This window comes from Dolichospermum sp. FACHB-1250, from assembly GCF_014696335.1.
GTDB lineage: Bacteria > Cyanobacteriota > Cyanobacteriia > Cyanobacteriales > Nostocaceae > Dolichospermum > Dolichospermum planctonicum.
This window is the reverse complement of the sequence record NZ_JACJPZ010000017.1, coordinates 25142-44814: the sequence shown is the minus strand read 5'-3', so window position 1 is coordinate 44814 and position 19673 is coordinate 25142. Positions and strand designations below refer to the sequence as shown.

Genomic DNA, 19673 nt, shown 5'->3' with positions numbered 1-19673 from the left:
AGATCAAAAATTCAGCCCAGGCTCACAAAGAAATGGTATAATTATTGAGATAATTGTTTTAATATCCAGAATTATCTTTAAGTGATTATATTTTTAAGTTAAAATAATCAAGCATGACAACACTTTCGACGCAGATACAATTGATATAATGAACCCTACACAAGAACAACTAAAACTAAAATTAACACAGGCTTTAGTGGCTGCTTTTGGTACAGATTACACCAATACAGATCCAATTTTGGTTTCTGCCAGTAATCCTAAATTTGGTGATTATCAAGCTAATGTAGCTTTATCCTTGAGTAAAAAGTTAGGAAAGCCACCCCGAATTATCGCTGGGGAAATTGTCAGTAAATTAGATATATCTGATATTTGTGAACCTCCAGAAATCGCTGGACCCGGTTTTATTAATCTTAAATTACAAACATCTTACTTAGAAGCACAACTTAACGCTATTCAATTAGATTCTAGATTGGGAATACCTAAAGCGACAAATCCCCAAAAGCAAATTGTGGATTTTTCTAGTCCGAATATCGCTAAAGAAATGCACGTTGGACATTTACGTTCTACGATTATTGGTGATTCCATTGCCCGGATTTTAGAATTTTGTGGTCATGATGTTTTAAGATTAAATCATGTTGGTGATTGGGGTACGCAATTTGGGATGTTAATTACCTATTTGCGGGAAGTTTATCCAGAAGCACTCACTACCGCAAATGCTTTAAATATTGGGGATTTAGTTAATTTTTACCGCAAAGCTAAACAACGATTTGATGAAGATGCGGTTTTTCAAGAAAGTTCCCGTCAAGAAGTTGTGAGATTACAAGCAGGTGCAGAAGATACGCTTCATGCGTGGAAATTGTTATGTGAACAATCTCGACAGGAATTTAAAATCATTTATGATTTACTGAATATCCAATTAATAGAAAGAGGTGAATCTTTTTATAATCCTTTATTATCAAAAGTTGTAGAAAATTTAGCAACAACGGGATTATTAGAATCAAGTCAAGGGGCAAAATGTGTTTTCTTGGATGGTTTTACTAACAGAGAAGGTAATCCTTTACCCTTAATTGTCCAAAAATCAGACGGTGGTTATAACTACGCAACTACAGATTTAGCAGCTTTAGGTTATCGCATTCAAGAAGATAAAGCCAAGCGGATAATTTATGTGACAGACGAAGGACAATCTAACCACTTTGCCCAATTTTTCCAAGTAGCAAAAAAAGCAAATTGGATTCCTGATGATGTAGAATTAGTTCATGTTCCTTTTGGGTTAGTATTAGGTGAAGATGGCAAAAAATTTAAAACTCGTTCCGGGGATACTGTGCGGTTACGAGATTTATTAGATGAAGCTATTAACCGCGCTCGTGCAGACATAGAAAAGAGATTACAAGAAGATGGACGCACAGAAACGGAAGAGTTTATGCAAAATGTCGCCGAAGTAGTGGGAATTAGTGCGGTTAAATATGCTGATTTAAGTCAAAATCGCACCAGCAGTTATGTCTTTAGTTATGACAAAATGTTATCTCTCAAAGGCAATACAGCCCCTTATCTTCTCTATGCTTATGCAAGAATAAAAAGCATTGGTCGTAAAGCAGGTATTGAAGTTGAGAATCTCACAAATAATGTAGTCATTAACAATTTACAGTTTAATACAAACTGGAGGAAGATTATTGTTCCTTTCGGAATAAGTATAGGAGCAATATTATCCAGCAAAATAGCACTGAATGTTTTGGGTGCAATTCATGAAATACCATTACTATCTCCTTTATTTGAAGTGGTAGGTATTAGTTATAGTGGCTGGTTTATTTACAGGTATTTACTCAGGGTAGTTGACAGACAGAAACTACTCGGACAACTTGCAAATTTTACTGAAAATGTTTTTGGCAAAGACTCTGAAAAGCAAGATTATGAAGTCAAGAGTCATTTTATTTTGCAAGAAGAAACTGAGATTTCTTTAGCAAAGCACTTATTACAATTGGATCAAGTAATCAATGATCTTGAGCAAGATTTATTACCAAATCGGTTGTGTGATTATTTGTATCAACTCAGCGATAAGTTTAACAAATTCTATGAAAATTGTCCTGTTCTCAAATCAGAAGAACCTGCTAGAACTTCGCGGTTAATGTTATGTGATTTAACTGCAAAAACGCTGAAGTTGGGATTATCTTTGTTAGGAATTAAGGTTTTAGAAAGGATGTAAATACAAGCATTGGGTAGGGGTTTAGCTTTTGCTAAATCCTGACATAATATCAAACATATTCATTTCATTCAATATTTTTTGATAATATTCCGGTATTATTCTAAATTTATCCATTGCTAAATCTCATCTTTATATTGACAACTCCTGATGTAATATCATAAAATAGAGAGAGTTAAGGTTTCTCAAAAATAAATTATGGGAATTAAATGGGAATTAAAGAATTATTACTACCATTTCGAGAATAAATATTAAAGATTGCCACTAAATATGGTGCTGATAATTTGCGGGTTTTTGGTTCTGTCGCTAGAGGTGAAGCAACAGCAGATAGTGATGTAGATTTTTTAGTAGAACTTAAACCACAAAGTAGTTTATTTGATTATATTGGTTTAATGCAGGATTTAGCAGCATTGCTAGGACGAAAAGTGGATATTGCTGAACCTGATAATTTACGTAAATTACCCACCACTTCCCTTAGGGTAAGTGGGGGCTTTAAAAGCCCAGAGTTTACCCGACTAAGTGTTAAATCACTACGATTTTCAGGTCATCTCACCTACAAATACGTAGCCAGTTTGTAGCTGGTGAGGTTAACAGTTAAACAGGCTTATTGGGTTAATCCAGTGCTGTTAGCGTAAAAAGCCTTTAAATCTTTGTCCAGGCTAACATTACCCGCAAGGAGGGACAATATGTCCAAAGCATTTGTTTTAGACACTAAAAAAAGACCACTAGATCCAATTCATTCAGCGCAAGCTAGACAGTTATTGAGAAGCAAAAAAGCAGCAATTTATAGGCAATTCCCATTCACAATTATCTTGAAAGAATCTCGCTCAGATTCACCAATATCACCCCTAAGATTAAAGATTGACCCTGGTGCAAAATTCACGGGAATGGCATTAGTTAATGATGCAAATGGCGAGGTTGTATTTGCTGCTGAATTAAAACATAGAGGTTTTGCAATTAGAGATGCTTTAACTTCTAGAAGGCAATTAAGACGTTCTAGACGTGCAAGAAAAACTCGTTACAGACAACCAAGGTTTTTGAATAGAACCCGTCCAGAAAGATGGTTAGCGCCGAGCCTACAAAGTCGAATTGAGAATATCAAAACTTGGGTTGAAAGATTGCGTAAACTCGCACCAATTGAGGCTATTAGTCAAGAATTAGTCAGGTTTAATATGCAGTTAATGACTAATCCTGATATTCAAGGTAAGGAATATCAGCGTGGTAGTAATTCAATTACAAATCTCACTTTAAGTTGTGAAAAGTGTAACACCAAAAAGGGAACGAAAGACATCAAATATTTTCTCAAAAAAGACCCTTTAAAGTTAGAAAAAATCTTGAAGCAAGCCAAAAGACCGCTGGCTGATGCAGCCGCAGTAAACACAACTCGTACTGCATTACTAGAAGTTCTAAAAGCAACCGGATTACCTGTAGAAACAGGTTCAGGAGGGTTAACAAAGTTTAATAGAAGTGAGCAAAATCTAGAGAAAACGCACTGGATTGACGCAGCTTGTGTTGGTAAATCAACTCCAATTCTCAATATCAAAGGTGTTAAGCCATTGTTAATTACAGCCAACGGACACGGTTCTAGACAATCTTGTCGAACTGACAAATACGGTTTTCCGAGTAGGCACGTACCGAGAGAAAAAATACATTTTGGTTTTCAAACTGGCGATATCGCTAAAGCAGTTGTCACCACGGGTAAAAAGATTGGTACTTATGTGGGAAAAGTGGCTATTCGTTCAACTGGTAGTTTCAATATTTATACTAAAAATGGATTGATTCAAGGAATATCACATAAGTTTTGTAAACGCATTCACGCAAAGGATGGTTATTCGTATGCACAATGAATTAATTAGAGATAAAGTATTAGGTGAAGCTGTACCGTTGTGAAAGATGAGCGTTTATATTTAAGTAATATTCAAGAATGTATTGAACGGATAGAGGAATATACAAAAGGTGGTAAAGAAGAAAGAATTTATGCAAACCAAGATGATTCAAGATGCTGTAATTCGCAATTTGGAAATCAAATGATATAAGAAAGCCACCCCCAACCCCCTCCCCACAAGGTAGGAGGGGACTATGATTTACCTTATTTAAGTGCATAACGCTATAATTAGGGGTTTGGCTAGTCTTTCTTGAAAGAGGGTGATCTGATATCTTGAGGATGTCAATTATTTTGTGTTTGATTGACCTTTATGACAAAAAACCAATAATCATTCCTGCCAAAATTACAAAACCAATCCAGACATTTTGACGAAACATTTCCCCATAAGCAGAATTAGGTATTTCTGGCTTTTGTAAGCGGATAATTTGCCAAATCCAGCCCATACTAGCCAGTATTAAACTGATCCAAAAAGCACTGTGTAAATTAACTAATAACCCTACTCCAGCTAGAAGTATAATAGTACCAATGAAGAAAATAGCGATCGCTGTAGGGGCATATTTACCAAAAAACAACGCGCTAGAATTAATACCAATGCGTTGATCATCTTGGCGATCGCTCATAGCATAAATAGTATCAAATCCTAAAGTCCATAGTACCGTCGCACCCCAAAGTAACCAAGTTGGTGCTGTAATATTAGCCGTAACGGCACTCCAACTAATTAAAACCGCAAAACCCCAAGCAATAGAAAGTACCAATTGGGGAATGGGAAATACCCGTTTTGCGCCAGGATAAAGTACAATAACAGGAACGGCTGCTACAGACAACCAGAAGCTTAAAGGGTTAAGATAAAAGGCGATAATAGCAGCACAGACCAGGGCGACCATCCCCACCACTATACCAATTTGAACGGAAAGGGCGCGAGATGCAAGGGGGCGGTTGCGTGTTCTCTCTACTTGGGGATCAATATCTCTATCCCATAAATCATTAACTACGCAGCCAGCCGCACTAGTAGCGATACTACCGATGATAATCACTCCCACCAGGGGTAAAGGTGGTTTACCCGCAGCAGCCAAAAACACCGCCCACAATGCGGGAATCATGAGAATTAATCTACCTTCAGGTTTATTCCACCGTAGTAGTAGGGTAATTGTCAGCCATAATGGTTGTTGGTTGGTTTTTGGTGTCCTTAACATATTTGCTGATTTAACATATCTTTACATTTATAGAATATCGTTATTTGCTATTTGTTCTACAGTCCTATTAATCTATTCACAAGAACAACAAGATGCTGAATTTAGTCTCGGCTAACTGGGAAAATATCACCAGTCTATCAGTTCCAGAAAATCAGATGATTGCGGCTATTGATATTGGTACAAATTCTCTACATATCGTAATAGTGAAAATTGAAGCCGCTTTACCATCTTTTACCATGATTGCTCGGGAAAAAGAAACCGTAAGATTAGGCGATCGCAATTTAATTACTGGCGAATTAAAACCAGACGTGATGCTTAAAGCGATCGCCTGTTTGGGCAGATTTAAAACCCTTGCTTATAGCTTAGGTGTTACCAGTATAGTTGCAGTTGCGACTAGTGCTGTGCGTGAATCTCCTAATGGTAAAGAGTTTCTCCACCAAATCGAAACCCAAGTAGGTTTAAACGTTGACTTGATTTCAGGACCAGAAGAAGCCCGTCGCATCTATTTAGGTGTATTGTCGGGGATGGAATTTAATAACCAACCGCACATCATTATTGACATTGGTGGTGGTTCAACAGAATTGATTTTAGGAGACAGTGAAGAACCCCGGAGTCTCACCAGTACCAAAATTGGCGCAGTGCGCTTAACCGGGGAATTAGTCAAATCTGATCCGATCACCGAAACCGAATTTAAGTACCTACAGGCTTACGCTAGGGGAATGTTAGAGCGTTCTGTAGAAGAGGTGCAAGGAAAACTGAAAATTGGCGATTTTCCCCGGTTAATCGGTACATCCGGGACAATAGAAACCATTGCTACCATTCACGCACGGGAAAAATTAGGCCTTGTTCCTTCCACTCTCAATGGGTATCAATTCAGTCTCCAGGATTTACGCACCTGGGTAACTCGCTTACGTAGAATGACTAATATAGAACGGGCTGCCATTCCGGGGATGCCAGAAAAAAGGTCAGAAGTAATACTTGCAGGGGCAGTAATTTTACAGGAAGCTATGACCTTGTTAGGCTTAGAATCCTTAACAGTTTGTGAGCGATCGCTCCGGGAAGGTGTGATTGTAGACTGGATGCTGGCTCACGGATTCATTGATAACAGGCTGAGGTTTCAAAGTTCCATTCGTCAACGCAGTGTATTAAAAACTGCAAAAAAATACCAGACTAATTTAGAACATGGCGATCGTGTAGCCGCTTTTGCCCTCAGTATATTTGATCAAACTCAAGCGCAAATACATAATTGGGGTGCAAATCAACGTCAATTATTATGGGCTGCTGCGGTTTTACACAATTCTGGTCATCACGTATCACATTCAGCACACCATAAACATTCATACTACTTAATCAGAAATAGTGAATTACTGGGATATAACGAAACCGAAATTGAAATTATCGCCAATATAGCCCGTTATCACCGCAAATCTCCACCCAAGAAAAAGCATGAAAACTATCGAAATCTACTCCACAAAGAACATCGGACAATGGTTAATCAACTCAGCGCGATGTTAAGATTAGCAGTAGCTTTAGACAGAAGACAAATAGGTGCTATTGCTCATATTCAATGTGAATATCAGCCCAATTTTCAAGAATTTAAGATGTTGATATTTCCCTCATCAATTGAAGATGAATGTGGGTTAGAAATGTGGAGTTTAGATTACAAAAAAGGAGTTTTTGAAGAAGAATTTGGTTTAAGATTTGTGGCAAAATTAATGAATAGATAAAGTTGCTATGAGCATCATAAATGATAGCTGACAAATTTTTAGTATTGTCGGGTGGGCAATGCCCACCGACAGGGGGACGAAATCAGCTAATTGAGAGATTTTATAAGCTTTATAGTATTTAGACATTGTTAATATTATAATTAATATAATTAAAACTTAATTAAAACTGCTGCATTTCTGCCAATAACATCTGACTGTCTTTCCAAGACGTTATTTTGCCATCACGAGAAATTTTAGCAATAAATGGAGCAGGATGCTTACGAACAAATCTTTGCATTTGTTCAGTTGCTTTGATAAATATTTCTGCCATTTCTTCCCCTTTTAAACCTTGGGAAGTTAAAATAAACATTTTTATTTGAGCGCGAGCAACAGCAATTCTTTCTAATTTGTTTCTGCTGATTCTATCATCTTTAGTCAAAACAACCCAGCCTCTTTGACCTATCTCTGGTAGCCAGTCTACATCTTGAGTGCCTTGACCAAAATGTTGATCATGAATTTCAACTTGAATACCTGCATGGCGCAGTTTTTCTGGAACAGTTCCTGTACCTAAGCACCTATCAGTAAAAAAGGTAATTGATTCAGGTTCACTCATGCAGCAGGTAGTTCACAGCGGATAGCTTCTTCAATTTTCAGGCGATCGCATTTATAATCACAAGCTAGATCCTGAATTGACTCACCAGCCTTTAATCTTTGAGCCAAAACAGTGGTAGGAATTCCTGTCTCAGCAATCACAAGACGACCAAAAGCAATTCTAGGATCAATTACAACAATGCGGGGGTTATTTTCCTCTTGAGAAGCAGTAAAGGGAAAAAGTTTCATAGCAAATCCATTTTTATCAAACTCAATGCGTTGAAAATGAGTATTGAAAGTGCTTTTCAAATCTGTTCGCCAGTATTCTGAGGCATTAAACAAAGAAGCATATTTTTCTATGAATAAGTCAACCCCATTTGTTGAGAATTTTTCACTGGCTAATGGATGTAATACTTGAAACTTCTCCTCAATATAATCAAGAGCTATTCTTACCTTGTCTCGTTGCATTTGGTGGTGTTTACGAATAGCTCTAAGAACATGAATTTCAACGAGGTTAGTAAATGAAAGGAGTTTAGGTTTAATATCTTGAGTTAAAATTAGTGGTTTTGAGAAATTAGAACCATTTGAGATTGAAACTGTCCAAGAGCGAATTGTACCTACCGGAATACGTAAGTATTTTGCAGCATCACTAATGGAGTAGATGGCAATATCTCTAGGATCAGTTTCTCCATAAAGGTTTTTCATAAATGTACCTACCAGAGATTTTCATGTTTATCATTTATATCATAAAATCTATCTGACTAAGAATAGCCAATACGTATAAGTAAAAATTATATGTATATATAATTATAATACAAATTTATTATTTGTACAGTTTCATGGCTAAAACCAAACCTTGATATATTCACAGAAGTATTTATATAAACAAAGTTAAAAAAATAACACTTAAATTTAGAAAATTATTTTATAAAAAATCAACCCAGCCGTGTTAAAGTTTTAATTTCCTTATATTCCTTAGCTGCTTCAGCTTATGCATCTGCATTCTTTACATCCGCAACACCTTGAAGAATTAGTCAAGAGCAGTGGTATAAATTTAGACTTAATTTGTTTAAACTTTAAATCGCTTCAAAGCACAAATGCTTATGAATACCTGCTGATTTCTGACAAACTCCCCCGCACCAACACAGGGATGATTAAAAGTGCATGGTTACAGCGTTATACCCATATTACCGAAGGTGGTTGGTGGTGTTCTGGACTAGATCCCCTCAACAATTGGCATAAAATGGAATGGGGATGTTTTAAACCCAACCAACCGCGACAAAACCAGAAAGGTAAATCAATCAAATATGAACACCCTCCCAGCACAGCCACACGCATATTTTGTTTACGCATATCTTTAGAAATTTGGCAACAAGTTGGACAACTTTACAACTTAGAAATACCGGAAAAAATCACCATCAATGATGACGGTGAAGCCGAAGGTTTTTGGGAATGGGTAATTAAAAACAAGATATCCATTGTCATTTGTGAAGGTGTGAAAAAAGCCGCAGCACTATTAACCCAAGGATACGTTGCTATTGCTATTCCTGGTATTAATAGCGGTTATCGAGTTATTAAAGATGAATTTGGCAAAGTTACCAGTCGGCAATTAATACCTGATTTAGCAGCATTCACAAACACAAAACGCGACTTTCATATTTGTTTTGATTTTGAAACTCAACAGAAAAAAATTGCCGCCGTCAATAATGCCATTTCCCAACTAGGTTGTTTATTGCAACAACAAAATTGTCATGTTAAAGTTGTAGAACTTCCAGGAAAAGAAAAAGGAGTTGATGAATTCATCATTGCCAAAGGAGCAATAGCATTTGATAAAATTTATCGTCAAAGTGTAGATTTAGATATTTACATTGCCAAAAGCAAACCCCACACAGAGTTAACAATTCCCGCTGCAATTACTGTTAACTGTCCCTATTTGGAAAAAATTCCCTTTCCCACATCTGGCTTAGTGGGAGTAAAATCAGCCAAAGGTACAGGTAAAACCACCGCATTACAAGGGATTGTTCAACAAGCAAAAAGCCGCAATCAACCAGTTTTATTAATTACCCATAGAATCATCTTAGGAAGGTTCTTATGTGATAAAATCGGCATTAAATGGGGAATTGAACATGAAACATGGAGTATAGAATCTGATGAATTACCCGTTACTTATCCTTTACCAATTACACCATCTTTAGGATTGTGTGTAGATTCAATTTGGAAATTAAAACCTGAAGATTGGCGAGGAGCAATATTAATTTTAGATGAAGTTGAACAATCATTATGGCATTTACTCAACAGTGAAACCTGTAAACAAAAACGAGTTAAAATTCTCCAAGTTTTCCAACAATTAATTTCTACAGTGATCACAGATGGAGGTTTAATAATTGCCCAAGATGCCGATTTATCAGATGTATCTTTAGAGTATTTACAGACTTTAGCAGGAATTAAATTAACTCCTTGGCTAGTTGTCAATGAATGGAAACCGGAAAAAGGTTGGGATACAACTTTTTATGATTCACCTAATCCCACACCTCTAATTCATCAATTAGAATTAGATCTAATTGCTGGACGTAAATGCTATGTAACCACCGATAGTCGTTCTGGTCGTTACAGTTGTGAAACTATTGAGCATTATTTAAGAGAACGGTTGCAAAAACTCAAAAAAGAATTTCCCGAAACCTTAGTAATTAGCAGTCATACCACTAATACACCCGGTCACGCAGCCGTTGATTTTATAGCGGCTATTAATCAGAAAATTACAGATTATCATACTGTTTTTGTTACCCCTAGTTTGGGAACAGGAATTAGTATTGATGTTCAACATTTTGACCGAGTTTATGGTATTTTTCAAGGGGTGATTCCTGACTCAGAAGCCCGTCAAGCTTTAGCAAGAGTCAGGGATGATGTTCCCCGCATTGTTTGGTGTGCTAAACGGGGTATTGGCTTAATTGGAAGTGGGAGTACAAATTATCGTTTACTATCTCATTGGTATCAAGAAAATCAAAAGGAAAACCTAGCTTTACTAAGTCCATTGCATAAAATAGATGTGGATTTACCTTTAGTTTATGATCCCATTCATTTACGTACTTGGGCAAAATTATCTGCAAGAGTTAATGCTTCTATTCGTCTCTATCGTCAATCAATGCAAGAAGGATTGATAACTGATGGACATCAAATTCAAATGCGAAGTGATGAAGTACAAAATAACATTCTGCGTGATTTACGCTTGGCATTTTTCGCCACTGAACCTAGTGATTTAGAAAACCGTAAACGCTTAATTTTGGAAATTGTCAAAGTTCAAAAAGATTGGGCGCAAAGTCGTCAAAAAGTCAAGGAAATTAAAGGCAAAATCAAAGACATTAAACAGCAAAATCAACTAGCAAACGCAAATTCTGTGGCTAATGCTAAGGATATTGGTTATATCGAATATGAAGAGCTATTAACTAAACATTCTCTCACCCATGAAGAACGTCATCAAGTTAATAAGTATATCCTCAAACAAAGGTATGGAATTGTGGTTACTCCCCAACTGAAATTACAGGATGAAAAAGGATATTATGGACAATTATTAATTCATTATTATCTCACTCATGAAAGTGAATATTTTCATGTTAAAGATCAGCAAGAATGGAATCAGCAATTATTTTGGGGTGAAGGTAAAGTTTTTCTCCCAGATTTAAAAACTTATACACTCAAGGTGGAAGCTATGCGGGCTTTAGGAATGCTACAATTTCTGGAATTACAGCGCGTATTTAATGAAAATGATCCTGATTTAATGTGGTTGAAAAATGTAGCTATGCAAAGTAGTAAACACATTAAACGCGCTTTAGATATTGATTTAGTTAGAGGTAAAGAAGCTGTTTCAGGAATTAAGATATTAAACCGACTTTTGGGTTTATTGGGGTTGAAGTTAAAACAAGTAAATGCTGGTTATCAAATTGATTTAAAAACTTTAAATGATGGTAGAGAAAAAATATTTGCAATTTGGCAAAACCGGGATGATTTGATGTTGACTTCTTTGCATAATCACGAACGTGAAATTGTGGATTTGTCTAGAAGGGATGAATATGAATCTGTACTTATGAATTACAGCAGATTTCAACTTTGTGAGGTACAAAAATAGCACTCGCCCACCCTCTCCTCGCAAGGGGAGAGTTGGGGAGGGGTTGTATAGCTATAGCCATCAAGATTAGGACATAAACTATAAGAGTTCCCATAGCGTCTACCTCATTTCAATGGCTAAACCTTATAGTGATGATTTTCGGCAAAAGGTAATGCAGGCGATCGAATTGGACGGTCTCAAGAAGTGTGAAGCAAGCCAATTGTTCAATATCAGTCGCAACACAATTAACTTGTGGTTTAAGCGTCAAGCCGAAACGGGTGATATCAAACCTAAACAGAGAAAAACATCGCCGCAGAACGGTAAAATCAAGGATGGGGAGAAGTTTCGCACCTTTGTGAAAGAGCATGGGGATAAAACCCAAAGTGAAATGGCACAGCTATGGGAAGGAGATATTAGCCAACGCACAATTTCTAGAGCATTGCAAAAGATAGGACATACTCGTAAAAAAAAACATACGGATATATTCAACGAGATGAAGCCAAGCGGTCAGCGTTCTTGGCGCAACTGAAAAACCCTATAAACCCCATCTAGTATATGTTGATGAGTCTGGCATGGATGAACGCGATAATTACGGTTACGGATACTCCCCAGCCGGGGAACGCTTTTATGACCTCAAATCAGGTCAGCGCAAAGGTCGTATCAACATGATTGCTGGCTATCGAGAAGGGCAAATAATTGCGCCATTTACAGTCGAAGGGGCGTGTAATCGTACAGTGTTTGAGACCTGGCTAGAAACTTGTTTGATTCCGATGCTACGTCCCGGTGAGTGGGTGATTGTTGATAACGCTACCTTTCATCGTGGTGGTCGGATTGCTCAATTAATTGAAGAGGCTGGGTGTCAGTTAGTTTACTTACCGCCTTATTCACCTGATCTCAATCGAATTGAAAAGTGTTGGGCTACTTTGAAAAGTAGAATTCGTAAGCTTTTATCCACATCAGACAATTTACGTGACGCAATGGAAATCGTTCTCAAGCAAGCAGCGTCCTAATTAACTTGGCTACAGCTATAATTCAAAATGTTGGACAACAACCTTTGGCTGGGGTGAAAGTTAAAATCGGTGATATTTCTACTACCACAAATGCAGATGGTTCATTTATTTTGACTTTAAATCAAGTACCATCTGCTGATGCAGCATTGATTATTGAACCAGGTCAACAGGTCAATAATATTGTTTATCCATCTATTGCGGAAAAACTGCCTTTACTGTTGGGACATGATGTTTATACCAATGTGAAAAATATTATTGATCGTCCCATTTATTTACCACCAATTGATATTAGTAATGCCCAAACAATTGACCCAACAATTACTCAAACTGTTACCAGTGCAGCTATACAAGGTTCAGCAGTAAAGGTTTTTGCTAATAGTTTATTTAATCAAGAAGGTCAACCCTATACAGGACAATTAAGTATTACCACAGTTCCCACAGAACTTACTCCGGCCGCATTACCAGAAAATCTGCGTTATCAGTTTACGTTATGATTCAGAACGAGCAGATGCTAGACCAATTTTGCATTTTGGTTATAACAATGTGCCGAATAATTCTAATTTGAGATTGATGGCTGAATTAACAATTAAACGGGGTGATTTTAAGTTAGAAGTACCCGGTTTTGTTGGCGGTCAATTTGGCTTAAATTGCGGGGAAAATTTCTGGTCAATTCCTAATGGTGGTGGGAAGATTGATGCTGCACTACAGGCAGATTTGAGAACTTTAGATTCAGGTCGTTATGATTATGATTTAACCACTGGATTAATGCGATTAAATAATAATCAGTTGAATGGTTCTACTTCTACCAGTAAGGGTAAATTCCTACATATTAATACGGTAAATAGTGCTTTTGGTAGTGGTTGGGGATTAGCTGGTTTACAGGAAATATTTGTTAATGCTGATAATTCAGTAATTATTATTGATGGTGATGGTAGTGAGTTATTGTTTGAAAAGAAAGCAGATAATAGCTATAAATCACCAGTAGGCGATTTTTCCACCTTAGAACGTTTAAATGATGGTACTTTCCGCTGCACGATGACAGATAAAACCGTTTATAGTTTCAATGGGGAAAATCTGTTAACAAAAATGCGCGATCGCATTGGTAATGAAACTCAGTATGTCTATGAAAATCGCCGGTTAATGAAAATGGTTGATCCGGTAGGTTTAGAAACTACTTTTACCTACAGCAATAATAGAATTACAGAAATAACAGATCCTGCTGGTCGTAGCACTAAATTAACCTACGATACTAATGGTAATTTAATCAAAATTACAGATCCCGATGGTACAAGTCGTACTTGGGAATATGACCCTAATCATCTAATGATTTCTGAGGTTGATAAGCGAGGAAATAAAGAACAGACATTCTATGACTTTGCAGGAAGAGCAGATCGAGCTATTCGTAAAGATGGTTCAGAATTAGATTTTGATCCTGTACAAGTGCAAGGTTTATATGCACCAAATAAAACTATTGATCCCGTAAATGTGCCTCTTGCCTTTCAGTTGGGAAATGCTGCATCTACCTATACAGATGCTAATGGTAAGAAAATAGTCAATAATCTTGATCAAGCCGGGCAAATAGTATCATCTTCTGATGAAGTTGGTTTATTACCTGCTGTCCAACGGAATGAACATAATCTGGTTACTCGACAAACAGATGCCAGAGGTAACGTTACATCATTTACTTATGATGATAATGGTAATGTCTTGAGTATTCAAGATTCGCTCGCATTTATTTCTCCTAGTGGAAATGCTTTAATTATCAGTAATGGTCTAAATACTGATGGAACACCTTTTATAAAAGGATTACTTGAAGAAGCTGGCATTACAACTACAATTGTTAATACAGTACCCAATACCTTAACTGGATTCACTCAAGTTATAGATAATAGAGTTGACAATGCATATCCACTAAGCGAAGCAGATCAAGCACTTTATTTAGGATTCTTACGGGGAGGAGGGGATTTATTATTAGTAGGTGAAAATAACAATTTTGCTACTCGCAATAATTCTATTTTAAACCTGATTCAATTAGCTGGTGGTGGTTCACTGAATTTTGTTGAACCTGCTTTTGTACAAAAAGTTTTATCGCCCTTTAATAGTCCTAATCTGATTTCTGATGGCAATGTCACCTATGGAGGGGTAGCAACTGGAGGTGTGACAAATCCAGGAACAGGGCAATTTGTGACAGTAGATAATGCAAATCGGGGTAGTACACTCTACTTTGATGACAATGATCTTCCTAACGCTCTTGGTGGCAAACTAACCGTTATGTTTGATACCAACTTTTTCCTGACTACAAATGATGTGACAGATAATCAAAACTTAATTAAAAATATAATAAGTTTTGAACGTACACCTCGTCGCTATACTTACGATCCAACTTTTAACCAACTCACCAGCATGACTGATGAACTTGGTCATCAAACTCTTTATCAAATTGATCCCAATAACGGTAATCTTTTATCTCTAACTCAGGTAGTGGGTGAAGTTGGTGGCAATGATGATATTATTACCCAATTTACCTACACAAATAATGGCTTAGTTGACCTGATTACTGACCCTCTAGGACGGATTACTGATAGTGATTATGATGCGAATGGTCGTTTAATTTCCATCATCTACGCTAAGGGAACAGCAGACGAAGCTAAACGCCAATTTGAATATGATTTAGCAGGTAATCAAACCGCAATTATTGATGAAAATAGTAATCGCACTACCTTTGAATATGATGCACTGAATCGGTTAGTGAAAATTATTGAAGCTGACCCCGATGGCAATGGTCCTTTAACTTCTCCGATTACTACCTATAGCTATGATGCTGATGGTAATTTGATATCAACTACTGATGCTGTAGGTAATGTGAATCAGAATACCTACGATAAGTTGAATCGGTTGATTGAAAATATTGATACACTCAACCAAAAGACCAGCTATAGTTATGATTCTTTGGGTAATTTACTTTCAGTGGTTGATCCTTTAGGGAATGAAACTGAAAATAAATATGATGCTCGGAATCGGGTGATTGAAACAATCGCTCCTGATTTGGGTAGCACTAAGTTTACTTACGATTTGAGTAATAATCTGGCTTCTGTTACTGATCCTGTAAATAATAAGACTATATTTGCTTATGATGCACGCGATCGCCTCATTAATGAAACCGACCCATTAGGAAAATCTACTCAATATCAATATGATCCCGTTAATAATTTGATTGCGAAAACTGACCGCAATAATCGCCGAACTGAGTTTAAATATGATGACATCAATCGTCTAAATCAGGAAAAATGGGTAGGAACTGATCAGGTAATTAATTACAGCTACGACAAAGCTAGTAACCAAACTGCGGTTAATGATAAGTTTAGTTCCTTAGCATTTAATTATGACAATAGAGATCGTTTATTGTCTGTAAATAATGCTGGTACTCCTGGTTTTTCTAATGTTGTCCTTAATTACTCCTACGATAAAGTAGGCAATGTTCTCTCTGTTGCTGACAGGATTAATAATGTGGCAGGTGGCAATAACTCCTACAGTTATGATGCTTTAAATCGCCTGACTAAATTAACTCAATCGGGTAATAATGTCAGTGATAAAAGAGTTGATTTTGCTTACAATTCTCTTGGACAATATACCTCAATTAATCGCTATGCTAACCTCACAGGAACTCAGTTAGTCAATGGCACAACCTACACCTATGATTCTCTCAATCGTCTCACGAATTTAAACCACAGTAACGGTACAAATAATGTCGCTTTCCATAACTATGTTTATGATGCAGCGAGTCGCATTACTAAAATTACTGATGTTGATGGCGCGACAGATTACACCTACGATAATCGCGCCCAGTTAACAGGTGCTAATCACAGTAATGCTAACAACCCAGATGAATCTTACACCTACGATGCAAATGGCAACCGGATCACCTCAAATATTCACGGGAATGGGTATGTAACAGGTCAAGGCAACCGCCTACTATCTGATGGTAAATATAATTATGAGTATGACAACGAAGGGAATTTAACCAAGCAGACAGAAATTGCTACTGGTAAGGTGCAAGAGTTGACCTGGGATTATCGTAACCGCTTAGTGGCTATGGTTGATAAGGACGCTGAAGGTAACGAGACGCAACGGGTTGAGTTCACCTATGATGCTTTCAATCGCCGCATTGCTAAATCTGTAGATACCAACCCTCAAGATATAACCCCCGCAGTGGTGACACAGTTTATTTATGATGGACAGAATGTACTGTTAGAGTTTGTAGATAGTGATGGTGCGGGTGCAAATCAGCCTGTTTTAGATAAACGCTATCTGCATGGTGCAGGTGTTGATCAGGTTTTGGCACAGGAAAGTGCTGGTAATGTGGTCTGGCATTTAACTGATCATTTGGGAACGATTCGGGATTTGGTGAATAATAGCGGTGCAGTGGTGAATCATTTTGTTTATGATTCCTTTGGTCAGGTAATTTCTGAAAGTAATCCTGCTATTGATACTCGTTATCTGTTTACGGGAAGAGAGTTTGATCAGGAGATTGGGCTTTATTATTACCGTGCGCGGTATTATAACCAAGCTACGGGAAGATTTTTGAGTGAAGATCCGATTGGATTTAATGGTGGGAACACTAACTTATTTGGTTATGTAGGGAATAGTCCAATATATTCCAATGATCCTAGTGGTGAGTTTGCAAATCTTCTTATCGGTGGAGCAACAAGTGTCTTATTTGGTTATGCTATATCAAAGCTTACTGGATCTTGTTATTCTTTAAATGACGCTCTATTTGATTTTGGAACAGGAGCAATAGGAGCGGGTTTAGCAAGTAAAGCAGGGAAATTATTACAATTAGGACGAAGAACTGGCATTCCTAATACGGTAGCACGAGTTGTTCCTAGTAATACACCTCTTACAACACTAGGAAAACCAGGTAATCCAGAGGTTTTTGTAGCTGCTGCTGAGGATATTAAATATTTAAATGCAAATCAAATTGCTTCACGATTAGGAATTGATCCTTCCAAGACAGGAAGTTTTACAGTAATTGAGTTTTCTCCGAATGGTCTTAAACGAACTTATTCTGGAGCGCCTGGAGTAAACAACAAATATATCGAAGGTGGTTACACATCAGGTGGAGCGAGAGAATATTTAGTTCCTAATACATCTATTCCATCTAATGCCTCAGTCCGAACAGTCGGGAATATATTCCCTGAACGAAGTGCTGGTATTGGCGGATTAACAGGAGGCGCTGGAGGTGCTGGTCGTGATTGTGGATGTGATTAATGTGAAAACTTGATCGCTGTTTGGGGATGTGGGGGTGCGATAGCGCAAGCGCTGCTGCAAGCAGTTCGCTTTTGGGAATGTGAGGGGCGATCGCTTTGATGCTTTCAGGAATGGTAAAGGAAATAAACTGAGGTATAATAGAACTAACAAGCAAATAAAGACTAGGAAAATAGATATGATTACAGTAGAATTTCAAACCACTATTGAAAATGGGATGATCAAAATTCCCGAACAGTACCAACAACAGTTAAAACAACCCAATATAGTTAAAGTCACTCTTCAACAAGACACTTCTGAACAGTCTGTAAATTACCTCCAATATTTATTAGAACATCCGTTAAATATAGAAAAATTAACTCCAATGAAACGAGAAGGAATTTACGAAAACGAATAAAAAAATGACATTTTTAGATTCAAATATCTGGATATATGCACTTAATCAGAGTCAAGATATCCGAAAACATCAAATTGCTAACCATCTAGCCACACAAACAGGACTTTATTTAAGTACTCAGGTAATCAATGAAGTTTGTGTAAACTTAATCAAAAAAGGAAATTTTTCTGAAAATCAAATTCAAAATCTTATTCAAGGTTTTTATCAAATTCATCATATCATTGAACTTGATTTGAATATATTGTTAACAGCATCCACATTAAGAACAAAATATTTATTCTCATTTTGGGATAGTTTAATTATCGCCAGTGCACTATCAGTTAATGTGAATCAACTCTATTCAGAGGATATGCAACACGGTTTTACAGTGGAAGGATTACAGATTATTAATCCTTTTCTCTAAGCGATCGCTTTTGGGGAATGGGAGGGCGATAGCGAGGCGCTGCTGCAAGCAGTTCGCTTTTTAGGGATGTAAGGGGCGATCGTTGGTTTTAGAAATTGGTGCGATCGCGCTAAAATGATTGCAGTAGTATCTTGCAAGGTAGCCAACTATATGCCATTAAAAGAACTCTTAAACGAAGCTAAAAATTTAGACATTCAGGAGCAAATCCAACTAGCTACACAACTATTGCAATGGGTAGAAATAAAGATTAATCAAAAGTCTCAAGACTCCTCATCCAAACAGCTACGCCAAGCAGGACTTGGTTTAGGATCTTGCATATTTACTGCTGATTTTGACGATCCATTACCCGATGAATTTTGGCTAGGAGAATCATGAAATTGTTGCTTGATACTCATGCTTTCATGTGGTGGCATAGCGATCCAGAGTGTATTCCTAAAAGCACAATACACTTACTTCAAGATCCTGATAATGAAGTAATTATTAGCGTTGTCAGTCTATGGGAAATGCAAATCAAAATTCAGCTAGGCAAACTTGCTTTGCTCTCAGAGACGATCTAGAACTTATGCTAAAGATTCAGTGGGAGCGAAATAATATCAGGTTAATATCTGCAACACTTCCTCATATTTTGGAATTAAAAACTTTACCACTGCACCATAAAGATCCCTTTGATAGAATGCTTATAGCTCAATCCAAAGTTGAAAATGCAACATTAGTTAGCCGTGACTCCGTTTTTAAAAGTTACGAATGCTCCGTGATTTGGTAATTATCATCTTGTGAAATTAGCGATCGCTTTTGGGGTGTGGGAGTGTGATAGCGCAAGCGCTGACTTGTCAGTTCGCTTTTTAGGGATGTCAGGGGCGATAGCGCAAGCGCTGACTTGTCAGTTCGCTTTTGGGATGTGGGAATGCGATCCCTATAACCAGT

At 37.2% G+C, this 19673-nt stretch carries 16 protein-coding genes and 2 pseudogenes; 14 read left to right on the top strand and 4 right to left on the bottom strand.

The window, feature by feature from the left end:
- Nucleotides 1-148: 148 nt before the first annotated feature.
- From argS to H6F39_RS08075, 4 genes and pseudogenes are all read left to right on the top strand, one after another.
- Nucleotides 149-2200, top strand: a complete 2052-nt coding sequence (gene argS / locus H6F39_RS08090) for an arginine--tRNA ligase (RefSeq protein WP_190371475.1) — start codon at nt 149-151, stop codon at nt 2198-2200.
- Between the two features lie 245 nt (nt 2201-2445).
- Nucleotides 2446-2658 (top strand): annotated as a pseudogene (locus H6F39_RS08085) (nucleotidyltransferase family protein); the annotation flags it as partial.
- Nucleotides 2659-2883: 225 nt separating this feature from the next.
- Nucleotides 2884-4044 carry an RNA-guided endonuclease IscB gene (gene iscB / locus H6F39_RS08080; protein ID WP_190396510.1) on the top strand — a complete coding sequence of 387 codons (1161 nt, stop codon included), beginning with the start codon at nt 2884-2886 and terminating at the stop codon, nt 4042-4044.
- A 39-nt stretch (nt 4045-4083) separates the two neighbouring features.
- Nucleotides 4084-4233 (top strand): hypothetical protein, encoded by a 150-nt coding sequence (locus H6F39_RS08075; RefSeq protein ID WP_228036407.1) that lies wholly within the window; start codon nt 4084-4086, stop codon nt 4231-4233.
- A gap of 157 nt (nt 4234-4390) precedes the next feature.
- Here the strand turns inward: H6F39_RS08075 and H6F39_RS08070 are convergent, their stop codons facing one another.
- A complete protein-coding gene (locus H6F39_RS08070; protein ID WP_137906224.1) occupies nt 4391-5275 on the bottom strand; it encodes a 4-hydroxybenzoate solanesyltransferase in 885 nt (294 codons plus the stop codon).
- Between the two features lie 92 nt (nt 5276-5367).
- Between H6F39_RS08070 and H6F39_RS08065 the strand changes: the two genes are divergently transcribed.
- The gene (locus tag H6F39_RS08065) at nt 5368-7002 is read left to right on the top strand and encodes a Ppx/GppA phosphatase family protein (RefSeq protein WP_137906225.1); all 1635 of its coding nucleotides are present in this window, start codon (nt 5368-5370) and stop codon (nt 7000-7002) included.
- Between the two features lie 160 nt (nt 7003-7162).
- On the opposite strand, the gene H6F39_RS08060 is transcribed toward H6F39_RS08065, so the two are convergent.
- Both H6F39_RS08060 and H6F39_RS08055 read right to left on the bottom strand, forming a co-directional pair.
- A complete protein-coding gene (locus tag H6F39_RS08060) occupies nt 7163-7594 on the bottom strand; it encodes a hypothetical protein (RefSeq protein WP_137906226.1) in 432 nt (143 codons plus the stop codon).
- A complete protein-coding gene (locus H6F39_RS08055) occupies nt 7591-8277 on the bottom strand; it encodes a DUF433 domain-containing protein (protein ID WP_137906227.1) in 687 nt (228 codons plus the stop codon). The genes H6F39_RS08060 and H6F39_RS08055 overlap by 4 nt, the downstream gene beginning before the upstream one ends.
- 286 nt (nt 8278-8563) lie before the next feature.
- Between H6F39_RS08055 and H6F39_RS08050 the strand changes: the two genes are divergently transcribed.
- The 6 genes and pseudogenes from H6F39_RS08050 (at nt 8564) to H6F39_RS08025 (ending at nt 18749) form a co-directional block, all read left to right on the top strand.
- Entirely contained in the window at nt 8564-11695 is a 3132-nt protein-coding gene (locus tag H6F39_RS08050) for a plasmid replication protein, CyRepA1 family (protein ID WP_137906228.1), read from the top strand.
- A gap of 112 nt (nt 11696-11807) precedes the next feature.
- Nucleotides 11808-12684: pseudogene (locus tag H6F39_RS08045) on the top strand (IS630 family transposase).
- A gap of 5 nt (nt 12685-12689) precedes the next feature.
- On the top strand, nt 12690-13178 hold the full coding sequence (locus H6F39_RS08040) for a hypothetical protein (protein ID WP_190396509.1): 489 nt from the start codon (nt 12690-12692) through the stop codon (nt 13176-13178).
- Between the two features lie 49 nt (nt 13179-13227).
- Entirely contained in the window at nt 13228-17952 is a 4725-nt protein-coding gene (locus H6F39_RS08035) for a polymorphic toxin type 10 domain-containing protein (protein WP_190396508.1), read from the top strand.
- A gap of 175 nt (nt 17953-18127) precedes the next feature.
- Nucleotides 18128-18346, top strand: a complete 219-nt coding sequence (locus H6F39_RS08030) for a hypothetical protein (protein WP_137906230.1) — start codon at nt 18128-18130, stop codon at nt 18344-18346.
- A 4-nt stretch (nt 18347-18350) separates the two neighbouring features.
- On the top strand, nt 18351-18749 hold the full coding sequence (locus H6F39_RS08025; protein WP_137906231.1) for a PIN domain-containing protein: 399 nt from the start codon (nt 18351-18353) through the stop codon (nt 18747-18749).
- On the opposite strand, the gene H6F39_RS08020 is transcribed toward H6F39_RS08025, so the two are convergent.
- Nucleotides 18746-18895 carry a hypothetical protein gene (locus tag H6F39_RS08020; RefSeq protein WP_190371482.1) on the bottom strand — a complete coding sequence of 50 codons (150 nt, stop codon included), beginning with the start codon at nt 18893-18895 and terminating at the stop codon, nt 18746-18748. The genes H6F39_RS08025 and H6F39_RS08020 overlap by 4 nt on opposite strands.
- 4 nt (nt 18896-18899) lie before the next feature.
- Here H6F39_RS08020 and H6F39_RS08015 point away from each other — a divergent pair, with 4 nt between their 5' ends.
- The 3 genes from H6F39_RS08015 to H6F39_RS21130 are packed head-to-tail and all read left to right on the top strand — an operon-like array spanning nt 18900 to nt 19512.
- Nucleotides 18900-19124 carry a hypothetical protein gene (locus H6F39_RS08015; RefSeq protein WP_137906232.1) on the top strand — a complete coding sequence of 75 codons (225 nt, stop codon included), beginning with the start codon at nt 18900-18902 and terminating at the stop codon, nt 19122-19124.
- Nucleotides 19121-19306, top strand: a complete 186-nt coding sequence (locus H6F39_RS20660; RefSeq protein ID WP_236097038.1) for a type II toxin-antitoxin system VapC family toxin — start codon at nt 19121-19123, stop codon at nt 19304-19306. Before H6F39_RS08015 ends, H6F39_RS20660 begins: the two co-directional genes overlap by 4 nt.
- A complete protein-coding gene (locus H6F39_RS21130; protein ID WP_370539375.1) occupies nt 19246-19512 on the top strand; it encodes a type II toxin-antitoxin system VapC family toxin in 267 nt (88 codons plus the stop codon). Before H6F39_RS20660 ends, H6F39_RS21130 begins: the two co-directional genes overlap by 61 nt.
- Nucleotides 19513-19673: the final 161 nt, after the last annotated feature.